This is a genomic window from Bombilactobacillus mellifer, from assembly GCF_000970795.1.
Lineage (GTDB): Bacteria > Bacillota > Bacilli > Lactobacillales > Lactobacillaceae > Bombilactobacillus > Bombilactobacillus mellifer.
Window position 1 is genome coordinate 895,395 of record NZ_KQ034028.1, and the last position, 12,179, is coordinate 907,573.

General features: G+C 38.0%; 10 protein-coding genes. 7 read left to right on the forward strand and 3 right to left on the reverse strand.

Features of this window, described 5'->3' with window-relative positions:
- Positions 1-117: 117 nt before the first annotated feature.
- The 6 genes from JG30_RS04350 to glpK all read left to right on the forward strand — a co-directional run bounded on the left by JG30_RS04350 (position 118) and on the right by glpK (position 6,131).
- Positions 118-984 (forward strand): DegV family protein, encoded by an 867-nt coding sequence (locus JG30_RS04350; RefSeq protein ID WP_046316462.1) that lies wholly within the window; start codon positions 118-120, stop codon positions 982-984.
- A 171-nt stretch (positions 985-1,155) separates the two neighbouring features.
- On the forward strand, positions 1,156-2,034 hold the full coding sequence (locus JG30_RS04355) for an ABC transporter ATP-binding protein (protein ID WP_046316464.1): 879 nt from the start codon (positions 1,156-1,158) through the stop codon (positions 2,032-2,034).
- A 3-nt stretch (positions 2,035-2,037) separates the two neighbouring features.
- Complete coding sequence (locus tag JG30_RS04360; protein ID WP_046316466.1) at positions 2,038-2,760, forward strand: ABC transporter permease; 723 nt, start codon at positions 2,038-2,040, stop codon at positions 2,758-2,760.
- Positions 2,753-3,892: a sensor histidine kinase gene (locus tag JG30_RS04365; RefSeq protein ID WP_046316468.1), complete on the forward strand. Its 1,140-nt coding sequence runs from the start codon at positions 2,753-2,755 to the stop codon at positions 3,890-3,892. The genes JG30_RS04360 and JG30_RS04365 overlap by 8 nt, the downstream gene beginning before the upstream one ends.
- Positions 3,889-4,494, forward strand: a complete 606-nt coding sequence (locus tag JG30_RS04370) for a response regulator transcription factor (RefSeq protein WP_046316470.1) — start codon at positions 3,889-3,891, stop codon at positions 4,492-4,494. Before JG30_RS04365 ends, JG30_RS04370 begins: the two co-directional genes overlap by 4 nt.
- Before the next feature lie 143 nt (positions 4,495-4,637).
- Positions 4,638-6,131: a glycerol kinase GlpK gene (glpK, locus tag JG30_RS04375; RefSeq protein ID WP_046316471.1), complete on the forward strand. Its 1,494-nt coding sequence runs from the start codon at positions 4,638-4,640 to the stop codon at positions 6,129-6,131.
- On the opposite strand, the gene JG30_RS04380 is transcribed toward glpK, so the two are convergent.
- Together JG30_RS04380 and guaB are read right to left on the reverse strand one after the other, a co-directional pair.
- Positions 6,132-7,544, reverse strand: coding sequence for an MFS transporter (locus JG30_RS04380; protein ID WP_046316473.1), 1,413 nt, complete (start codon positions 7,542-7,544; stop codon positions 6,132-6,134).
- Positions 7,545-7,864: 320 nt separating this feature from the next.
- Positions 7,865-8,998 (reverse strand): IMP dehydrogenase, encoded by a 1,134-nt coding sequence (gene guaB / locus JG30_RS04385; protein ID WP_046316475.1) that lies wholly within the window; start codon positions 8,996-8,998, stop codon positions 7,865-7,867.
- 732 nt (positions 8,999-9,730) lie between these two features.
- Between guaB and xerS the strand changes: the two genes are divergently transcribed.
- Positions 9,731-10,831, forward strand: coding sequence for a tyrosine recombinase XerS (gene xerS, locus JG30_RS04390; RefSeq protein WP_046316477.1), 1,101 nt, complete (start codon positions 9,731-9,733; stop codon positions 10,829-10,831).
- Between the two features lie 44 nt (positions 10,832-10,875).
- Here xerS and JG30_RS04395 read toward each other — a convergent pair whose 3' ends face one another.
- Entirely contained in the window at positions 10,876-12,096 is a 1,221-nt protein-coding gene (locus tag JG30_RS04395; protein WP_046316480.1) for an ArgE/DapE family deacylase, read from the reverse strand.
- Positions 12,097-12,179 lie beyond the last annotated feature (83 nt).

Genomic DNA, 12,179 nt, shown 5'->3' on the forward strand with positions numbered 1-12,179 from the left:
AAAACTCCTTTGTAAAACTTCAATATTATTTTACACTAGACAAGGTATTATGCTAGAATAAATAATATTGTTTTTTATAATTTCGATTATTTTTCAAGTTTGGTTGGTGAAAACAATATGAAAATTGCTGTAGTAACTGACAGCTCTTCATATCTAACTCAAGAAGAAATAGCAAAATACGATCTTCATGTCGTTTCTATTCCCATTATGATTGATGGTCAGATTTATCATGAAGGTATTGATATTACGAATGCAGATTTTTATCGGATGATGCGCCACAGCTCGCAATTACCTAAAACCTCCCAACCCGAAGTGGGGCAAATGGAGACTTTATATGATAATTTGGCCGCTCAAGGCTATGACGTAGTCATTTCAATTCATTTAGCAGCTACCATTTCTGGCTTTATTAACACTTTGCATACTTTGGCCGCCACAAAAACCAATATCAAAATTATTCCTTACGATTCGCGAATTACGGTGCGGCTAATGGGTTATTTGGCCATGGAGGCCGGTCGTATGGCTCAAGCGGGGGCTGATGTCGATGATATTTTGGCTCGTTTGGATGATTTGCGCGCCACAATTGATCAAAATATCATTGTCAACGATTTAAATAATTTGGTCAAGGGCGGCCGTTTATCCAATGCTTCAGCAGTGATTGGCAGTATGTTAAATATTAAACCACTATTAACGTTTGATGATCAGAGTGACGAGATAGTAGCTTATAGTAAAGTCCGTTCCATTAAACGAGCTTATTTAAAAACTGAAGAACGTTTTGCTAAAGCTCAAGCAGCAGCTGATTTTCCTTATCGTTTAGTAGTTTTAGATGCAAATGATCCTCATGAAAATGATTTGTGGACCCAAGATTTACGTACCCGATTTCCTGATTTAACCATTGAACAAAGCTATTTTGGGCCCGTCATTGGGACTCATTTAGGCGAAAAAGCAATGGCTCTGGGTTGGATTAAGGATTTTGCTAAAGTATAATAAGATGATTTTCAAATAATATTTCATTAATTACCTGTGTTAACTGTTTGGTTAGCGCAGGTTTTTTTATGACAAATGTCATCATAGTTTATGATATTTGTGCATTTCCGAAGCCTTACAGGCTCTATATAATGAGATCGAAAAAATCAATATGCTATAGGAGATGCGCCTATGCAACCTATTATTACCGCACAAAATCTGACGAAGACTTATGGTCAACAGATCGTTTTCCAAGATTTAAATTTTCAAATTCAACCAGGTGAAGTGGTGGGCTTAATTGGAAATAATGGGGCAGGGAAAACTACCTTGCTCAATTTATTAATTGGCTTACAAAGACCCACTGCTGGTCAGATTCATCTTTTTGCAGATAATTTAAGTCCGACGGCCATTCAACAAAAAAGAGGGATTATGTTTCAAGATGATTTTGGATTAAGCCGCGTAACAGTGCAAGAAATGCTAGCCTTAGCATGCAGCTTGTATGCGCAACCTTTAAGTCTGAGCACTGTCTTACAATTGACGGATTTAAACTCCCAAGCACAACAATACGTTTCCAAGCTATCCGGCGGACAAAAACGGCGTTTAAATTGGGGGTTAGCATTGGCTGGAAATCCGGAATTATTATTCTTAGATGAACCTACATCCGGAATGGATACTACTAGTCGGCATCACTTCTGGCAAGCAATTCAAGAATTAAATGCCCAAGGTAAGACAATTATTGTCACCAGTCATTATTTAGCGGAAATTGATTATCTGGCACAGCATATTCTATTTTTAAAAGATCACCAGTTAATTCATAATGGAACTTTAGCGGATTTAAAAAACAAATATAGTCAAATCATTGTCACTTTTGATAGTTCACAAGATTTCACTCAACATAATTTTCACCAAGGCATTTTGCAAGACCATCAACAGAACCATTACATTTATCAGGTAACTTCTAGTGAACAATTTGTACAAGAACTTAATGAGTTTTTGCCTGTTATCCAACATTTACGCATTCACCAAAAAAACCTGGATGAAATCTTTCAACAAGTTAATCAAGGAGAATAGCTTATGGCTTTTGTAACTTTAACTAAAATTAATTTCAAACGTTTGATTTTACGAAACACTCGTTTTTTGATTTTCGATGTGGCTTCGCCGATTTTCTTTTATCTCATTTATACACAAATATTTACTGGCGGTCAGCAGTTAAAAGTCAACATTTTTATCAGTATGACGGTTTTTGCTACTTTGTTGAGTTCGATTATCACGGTATCTAATAATATAATGAGCGATCGCCAACAACATTTCTTTCGTTTTATGGCTGTAACACCCTTGTCGCAAAAACTCTATTATCTGTCATTATCGTTAGTGTTTATCTTTTTAAATGTATTGCAAATCTTGGCCATGGAAATCGTGGCTGCATTTGGGACTAAATTGAACTTATCCATGGATAAATATCTGCAAATATTAGTTATTGCCACAGTGGGTAGTTTTGCGCTAATCTTAATAGGAGCAGCAATAACTTTTTTGGGTAATAGTAGTTTTGTTAATTCAATTGCTTATAGCATCGTCTTCCCCCTGGCAATTATCAGTGGTTTGTGGACTCCTATGAACCTCATGCCTTCTTGGTTGCAACAAATTGGCAAACTCACTCCTACTTATGCAACCGTTAACCTGATTCATAATTTCTTACAAAAGCAACCTTGGTCTTGGAATCTATTTGGCAAGTTAGGCATTTGGTTACTGCTGGCTATGGGTTTATTAATAATTTGTTCACGAAAGTCAGTTGATTGAATTGGATTTTCTTCATAAATACTGTTTGTTTCCACGCGTCTTTGGTTTTAGTCCTTATTTTTGGCTGCTTTGGTTGCTTGTTCCTATTTGTCAGCTCTGGCCTTGGAATAGTTCTTTCAAATATAGTCAATTATTTTTGATTATTGTTTTTATTTGGTTTTATCGCAGCAGCTATACTTTAAGTCGGTGGTCACCGTTGTGGATTGGTGGTCAGTATCTATTAGCAATTTATTTTTATTTAAATAATATTGGATTATATTTTTTTGTATTTACTGCCTGGGTGATTGGCTCTTTACCATTCAATAAATTTCACTTTCACTGGTATTTAATGATTTACTATATTGCACTATTCATTGCCTTGGCTGGTAAAGTATTCTTAACACAATTTCATTGGCCTGCTTCTTCGTCTGCCAGGGCATTTTCGGTTATTTTTATGTTTTTTATTATTTTATCTCCTTTGGGAGGGCGGTCAGTCCGGAATACTTATTTACGCTCCGGGATTTTAAAACAACAAAAGCAACGATACGAACTTTTAATCCGGCGCCAAGAACGTGATCGAATTGCGCGCGATTTGCATGATAGTTTGGGACAAGCTTTCACTACTATTACAATACAAGCCGATCTAACTCAAAAAATCTTAACGCAAAATCCTACCGAGGCTAAGAAACAATTAACGGACATTAAAAAATCTGCACAACAAAATTTAAATTTAGTGCGTCAAATTGTCACAAATATGCGTACTTTGTCATTACCCGAAACTTTAATTAAACTGACTGATAAGTTGCAGGAATTTAAAGTCTCTTTAATTACAGAAAATGAAAACTTAAGTAAAACTTGGCCGAAAAAAATTCAACAAACCATTGCTGCCGTGATCCAAGAAGCCATTACTAATACACTGCAGTACGGTCAAGCCCAAGAAGTTCGTATTAGTTTTTTTGAGGAGCAAGCGCAGGCACGAATTATAATCGTGGACGACGGACAAGGCTTTGAAAAAATCCATCCAGGCGCACATGGTATTCAAGGTATGCAAGAAAGAGTAGCCAAGTCTTCTGGTACTTTCCAAATATATAGCAGTCATCATGGGACAAAAATTGATTTTTCATTGCCTTTATTGGAGGAGTCCGCTTCATGATAAAAATCATTTTAGCTGAAGATCAAAAAATGTTGAATTCTGCTTTAACAATGTTATTGAATTTAGAAGCAGATTTAAATGTTATCGACAGCTTTACCGACGGTCAGATTGCCTGGCAGCAAATCATGCGGCAACAGCCGGACATAGCTTTATTAGATATTGAAATGCCGCATTTAACAGGCTTAAAGATTGCCGAGAAAATAAATGCACAAAAATTAGCCACGAAGGTCATTATTTTAACTACGTTTGCTAATAAAAGTTATTTTGAACAAGCTGTCGCAGCCCAGGTTAATGGCTATCTGCTCAAAGATCATTCCAGCGAAGATCTGATTAGCTCAATTCGGGCGATTAATGACGGTCAAACCATCTACGATCCCGAATTAGTCCAATCGATCTTAAGTGAAGTTGCTAATCCGCTCACACGTCAGGAACAAAATGTATTACAAAAAATGGCCTCGGGAGCAGATACAGCAGAAATTAGTACTAGTTTATACTTATCCCGAGGAACGGTACGTAACTACATCTCAGCTATTCTAAGTAAATTAGGTGCCAGAAATCGGATCGAAGCCATCAAAGTAGCTCATGAAAATCATTGGTTATAATTAATAGGCTTATATTATTGATGCCTTGAGATTTACTGCTACTAGCAGCTGGTAATTAATCATTTGTTAACTTCCGATTTGACAGTTCTTCTCAGTTACGTTATATTACTTGCGGTAAACGCTATCAAAAATGGAGCAATTAAATGACAAAAAACTACATTATGGCCTTGGATGAAGGCACTACAAGTACACGCGCTATTATTTTTGATACTCATATGCAAAAAGTGGCTGAAGATCAGCGGGAATTCAATCAGATCTTTCCACACGCCGGTTGGGTTGAACATGACGCCAACGAAATCTGGAATGCTGTTTTAGCCACCATAGGCAATTGCTTTTTGAAATCAGGTATTCAGCCTGACCAAATTACTGGCATCGGCATTACTAATCAACGTGAAACAACGGTGATTTGGGATCGACAAACGGGTCTACCTATTTATAACGCGATTGTCTGGCAATCAAGACAATCGGAGGCTATTGCCCAAAAATTACAGACTGCTGGTTGGAGTGCCAAAATTCACCAAAAAACGGGCTTATTAATTGATCCTTATTTTTCGGCCACCAAAATTCGATGGATTTTAGATCAAGTTCCCCAAGCGCAAACCCGTGCGCAAAAGGGGGAACTTTTATTTGGTACCATTGATTCTTGGTTACTATGGAAACTAACCGGTGGGCAAATACATGCCACCGATTATACCAATGCTAGTCGCACCATGCTGTTTAATATTCACACTTTGCAATGGGATGAAGAGATTTTAAAGTTATTAAATATCCCGGCGATCATGCTTCCGGAAGTACAACCCAATTCTAAAATCTACGGTTATACTCAGCCGTATAATTTTTATGGTAGTAAAGTTCCCATTAGCGGTATGGCAGGGGATCAACAAGCCGCACTTTTTGGGCAAATGGCTTGGGAACCCGGAATGGTGAAGAATACCTATGGAACTGGAGCTTTTGTCGTAATGAATACGGGCTCGGAACTTAAATTATCCGAAAATAATTTGTTAACGACCATTGCTTATGGTTTAGGAGATCAAATTAATTACGCTTTGGAAGGTAGTATCTACGTCGCTGGTTCAGCCATTCAATGGTTGCGCGATCAGATGCAATTGCTCGATGCAGCACCAGATTCTTACCAAGCCGCCTTGGCCTCCCACGATGATGATGAAGTCTACGTTGTCCCGGCATTTACCGGTTTAGGGGCACCTTATTGGGACCCACAAGCTCGTGGAGCTGTGTTTGGCTTAACACGGGGGACCACCAAAAATGATTTCATTAAAGCTACTTTACAAGCTATTGCTTATCAATCGCGGGATGTTATTGATACCATGCAACAAGATACGGGGGTAGCTATTCCCACGTTAAAAGTGGACGGCGGTGCAGCCAATAATAATTACCTCTTACAATTTCAAGCCGATATTATCAATACACCCGTTCAACGGGCGGTTAATTTGGAAACTACCGCGCTGGGAGCTGCTTTCTTGGCGGGATTAGGTGTCGGTTATTGGCAAAATCAACAAGAAATTCAACAATCTGCGGCTGCGGGCCAGATTTTCCGCCCCCGGATGGAGTCAACGCGCCGAGACAGTTTATATCGTGGCTGGCAAAAAGCCGTAGCAGCTACCCAATTATTTAAATAATTAAATGTCTTTATTATGAAACTGCTGTGTAAGTCGCTGAACACACAATGTGGTTGCTAAAGCCACGAGTGCGCCCACTAGCAAAATTCCAAAATCAATTTGGCTGCCTTGACGAGCCGTTTGGGCTAAAAATGAGGGTGTATGCGGCTGAGACAATTGCAAAGCAGCAATCACGGCTGACATAATTCCTGTACCCAGGGATCCGGCGTATTGTTGTAAAGTATTGAAAAGTGAATTAACATCCGGTTTTTGTTCGTCATCAACCAGTTTGGTAGCATCAGACATGGTGTTGCCATAACCAAAATTGAAACCTCCACGTAAAAAACAATAAAAAAACATAATTAAACTAGTAGTCAAATAGGGTGTTAATAACATCAAGGCTAAGGCTCCCAAACAAATCGATAAATTAGAAATCATCAATGGTAAGAAAGCACCGTGTCGATCGTATAAGTTGCCCGCAAAAGGTGCAACAACTGCCCCCAAAATAGATCCTGGTAATAAAATTAGACCTGCGGTCATAGAATTAGTTTGTAAAGTTTGTTCACTTAAAATGGGAATGACAAAGGAAACTGCAATATTAATAAATTGTAAGATAAAAAAGTTTACAGCTCGTAAGCTCACTGCGGGTTGCCGTAAGATGTTAAAATTGAGCAACATTCGTTGACCATGACGCAAATGATAAACAAAAAGTACTAATAAACAAATAGTCACTAGAATACCTACAGCAAAGGGAACACTGACAAAACCATAATGACCGGCTTGATCGATACTGCTAACTAACGTCAACATCATTGTGGATAATACTAACAAGCCCCACCAATCAAACCGACTATTATTGTGTTGGGCGGCCAGTTTGATTGTGCAACTACCTAAAATCATAACTGCAATAATAATTGGTACCATTAACCAAAAGATTAACCGCCAAGAAGTATAGTTATTAATAATACCTCCGTAAGTCGGTCCTAAGGCAGGGGCAAAAGATGTGACCATTGTGGCAAAGCCAGTATACACTCCTAATTTGCTACTGGGAATTTGTGAAGAAATCAAATGAAATAACGTCGGCGTCGAAATCCCAGTGGCCAGTGCTTCTAATAAACGACCTAACATTAACAATTCAAAATTAGTGGCTAGAGCACAAACCAAAGTTCCTAAGAGACATAAAGTGACCGCTACCAAAAATAGTTTTTGAGCATCAAAACGCTTTACTAGATAAGAAGTTGTGCTCATGACAATGGTCACTAACAATAAATAACCAGTAGTAACCCATTGAATGGTAGCTAAATTGACATGAAATTCACTCATTAAAGTGGGGAAGGTTACATTTAAAGAAGTTTCAATGAGAATTCCAATAAAAGATAATAAACCACCTGCTAAAATTGATAGTTTGATTTTCCAGGTTACCGCCTTATTCATTAATAATTACCTTCTTTCCCAGATTGACACCCAATTATTTTAACATAGAAATTATTTATACATTTTTTTATTTAGGTTTGGATTGTTAAGGATTTACATATAGCCATCCAATAACAATTCGTTTGGGTAATAAACTTGTGATTTAGCTTGGAAAAGTAACAATTGCTCTATCAAAATAGTTTGCTAATTCTGTAACGGAAAAGAGGAGAAAATAAAAAAGAACTTCTGACTTACAACACAGTGAAGTTCTTTTTTATTTTATTAAGTATCGTTCGATCGACAATTGGATCAATATTCCAAAAGAAGGGGACAAAGACTGCTTATTTATGATAGTTGGGAGCCTGTTTCGTAATAGTTATATCATGTGGATGCGATTCAATTAAGCCAGCATTGGTAATTTGCATAAATTGTGCATTAGCAATTAAATCATTCACGGTATGCGCCCCCACGTAACCCATACCAGAGCGCAAACCACCAATGATTTGGTAAATCACATCCCCAACATCGCCTTTATAAGGCAGTTTACCTTCAATGCCTTCGGGAACTAGTTTTTTGGTTTCATGGACTTTGCTTTGGAAGTATCTATCCGATGAACCTTCTTTCATGGCCGCAATAGAACCCATACCACGATAGGACTTGTATTTATTGCCCGATTCATCTGTGAAAACTTCCCCCGGAGCTTCTGTAGTACCAGCCAACATACTACCCAACATTACCGCATTTCCACCGGCAGCTAGCGCTTTAACAACATCACCCGCATATTTAATGCCGCCATCGGCAATAATTTGTTTACCATATTCTTGAGCAACTTGCGCGGCATCAAAAATTGCTGTAATTTGGGGCACGCCGACACCAGCAACCACTCGGGTGGTACAAATAGAACCCGGACCAATTCCCACTTTGACTACATCTACGCCCGCTTCAAAGAGGGCACGAGCTCCGGCAGCCGTAGCCACATTGCCTGCAATCAAAGTTTGTTGTGGAAATTTTTGATGAATTTCTGCTATTTTAGTTAATACGCCTTGCGAATGGCCATGTGCAGTGTCAATCACAATCGCATCTACACCCGCGGTAATTAAAGCTTGAGTGCGGGCAAAAGTTTCATCAGAAATTCCCACTGCCGCAGCTACTAAAAGATAATCATTAGCATCTACCGCTGAACTGGCTGCAACAGAAGCATGTTCTTTTACTTTTTTCACCTCAGCAACTTGTTGGTCAATACTCATATTTTTATGAATAACACCCATCCCGCCTAATTGGGCGAGAGTAATTGCCATTTCCGCTTCCGTAACCGTATCCATACCAGCACTAAGTATCGGGATCTTTAAATTTAAGTTAGAACCAAGCTGCGTTTGGGTGTTAACCTCACGCGGTAATATATCACTTGCTGCCGGAATTAATAGCACATCATCAAAAGTTAAACCTAATTTCGTAAATTTTTGAGCTTGGTTCAAGAATAATACCTCCTATAAAATGTTTTTGTAAATTTATTTTAAATTGAAACTACTTTATCATAAATTTTGGGAAAAAGGAAATGGTGTAGCTAAATCAGTATCATGAAAATTATTAATTCTAATTCTACTTTACATAATATATATTATACGAAGTAAAATTCTAAACCAATCCGCAAAAGGTTGAGTGGACGGTAGATTGTCAATCAGGTTACAAATAATAAACAACCGGCGTCATAACAGCTCAGCTCAGATAACTGTTTAATATATCTTATTATTTAAAATTATAAAAAGCTCCTTATAAATAAACGGTACCTAACTAAAAACTAGGAATTTAGCAAATTTAACACAAAATATTCTCGGCCTGAGCGGTCAAATAATGTACAGGTCATCCTCTAATAATCGAACTGAACCTCTCAGGGCAAATTTATAAAAGCTATTTTTGCACGGAGTAACTGATAGTAACTAAAAAGTTACCAGCCATGAGACTTCTACAGTTAATTTTACAGCAATTTCCAAATAGTTAACAGCACAAAATTCCGAGCAAATTAAAATTCGCGATTTCTGGTTAGCGAACTACTTTTACAAAAGAATCAATCAAGCAATGATACAGTTTATGGAGTTACTAAATATGGTATAATATAACTTAATAAAATTGAGGTTTTATTAAGTTATATTATAATTTAAAAAACCTCCCTCTCACAAATCACAGAATTTCCGAAAAGGAGTTTTTTTATGCAAGCACAAGTATACGTCCAGTTGAATGAAAAATTGGTGCAACAATTACCAGGCTATGTGCAAAAATACTATCTAGAAAAAACGGTAGTTCCACTGTCCCCTGCAACTTTGTACCAATATTTAAATGAATTTAAGCGTTTTTTTACCTGGTTAATTGATACGGGTATTGCCCCCGTGGAATCTATCAACCAAATTCCCCTGACAGTCTTAGAACATTTACGTAAAGAGGATCTAGGCTTATACAAAGCTTTTTTACTGAATCGTAGTAAAGCTACGACCAAAAATTCGCAAGGATCTTTATCTCATCGAACAGTCAATCGTTCGCTCAATGCTTTAGCTGCCTTATTTCGATATTTAACAGAAGAATCGGAAAATGAGCACGGCGAACCTTATTTTTACCGCAATGTTATGAAAAAAATCTCGTTAGTACCTGATAGTGAAACTTTGCAAACTCGCGCACGGAATATTAAATCCCAGTTAATGCTCAACAATGATCACCAATATCTGGACTTCATTCAAAACCAATATTATGATCAATTACCGGCGACAAGTACTCGACAAAAGAAAATGTTTCAACGAGATCAAGAACGAGATGTTGCGATTAATGCCTTAATGTTAGGCAGCGGCATCCGCGTTTCAGAATTGACAAATGCCAATTGGGATGATCTGAATTTTAAACAAGCTCAAATTAAAGTGTTGCGCAAAGGTGGCAAATACGATCTGGTACCAATTGCGCAGTGGGTTTTACCTTATATTGCGCCATATTTGAAAATTCGCACTCAACGTTATCAGCCTACTCCAGATACCCCTGCCCTTTTTTTGACCAAGGGTAGAGCTGCACCGCGGCGAATTAATAGTGCCACAGTGGAATTATTAGTCGCCAAATATTCCGAAGCATTTAATCATGTGCGTATTACCCCCCATAAATTGCGTCATACCTTGGCATCCAAATTGTACTTAGAAACAAAGAATGAGAAATTAGTGGCCACGCAATTAGGTCAATCATCAACAAAAGCGACAGGACTGTATACTCATATTGTAGATACCCAACAAAAAGACGCTTTAGATCATTTAAACCAATCATTCAAAAAAGATTAAGGAGGCGCTTTTTACCCTCTAAGAATCATTTTGATAATTAAACTTTATTGGAAAAATTTAATAAATAACTCATGATAAATTTCAATAAAATCAAAAAACATTTGTTGTGTAATATACTCGTTATCTTGATGCGAATTATCATTACCCGGACCAAATACCACGTAATTAGCGTCATTAGGGTGATCAATTAACAGCTGTGAAGCATCAGTTCCACCTGAAACACCCACGGTCACAATGTGATCGGTAGCAAAATCAATGCCACTGGCATCTGCCATTTTTTGCATTTGCTGTATTTCTGCAGCATTGTAGTCCTGCTTTTGCAAGTATGGCAAGGCAACTTGTTGAATTAATTTAATAATTTTTGAATCTACACGTCCCAGAATCGGAATGATATCCATATCAGTAGTTACTTTAACTTGAGCCTGGTTTCGTTGATTAAATTGGTCTACCAAATCGGCAACTACTTGTTTTATCTGTTGATTATCAAACTCGGGAATAATGCGCACATTTAAAACCGCTTGGGCAGAACCCGGAATGGCATTGGGCTGCGTGCCCCCATTAATCTGGTCAATGTTGACCACCGTTTCTCCTAACAGCGGATTGCTTTTTTGTGCCACTAATGGCCGCAAGGTATCATTTAATTCATATAAAAATTTGAGTAAGTTTTCTACCGCATTAATTCCCAAGGCCGGCATCGAACTATGTGCCGCACGACCGGTAACTTGGATATTAAAGTTAATCTCCCCCTTGTTTGCGTACACGGCACGAAAACCAGATGGTTCTCCGATCAACAAGGTATCTACATCTTTCATATAGCCAGCCTGTTGCAACGCTTGGGCCCCAGCTTGACCTACTTCTTCTCCTGCCGTAGCTAAAAAGCGAATGGTTCCCGGAATGGGTACTTGCTCTTGTTTAAGTTCAATGAGAGCAATTACCATCGCAGCCAAACCGGCTTTCATATCGGTAGCACCGCGGCCATAAAAGCGATCACCTTGAGCTGTTAAGACGAACGGATCCGTGTTCCAATTCTCTAGCGAGACGTCAACGACATCCATATGCCCAGAAATAGCTAAAATAGGTTTTCCACTTCCAATTTCTGCAACAAGGTTAGCACGATCGTCTTCTGGTAATGGCAGTACTTGACTAGCAATGCCAGCATCTTCAAATAAACTATGCAAGTATTGTGCTACTGGCAATTCATGACCATTAATCGACTTAAAGCCAATTAATTTTTTAAAAATCTCAACTTTATCAGATTCCTTCATTTTTATTCCCCTTTACTTAAATAGTATAAACAAAAGACCTCTGGATGAAAATTCTTTAATAAGAACTCATAGAGGTCTTAATT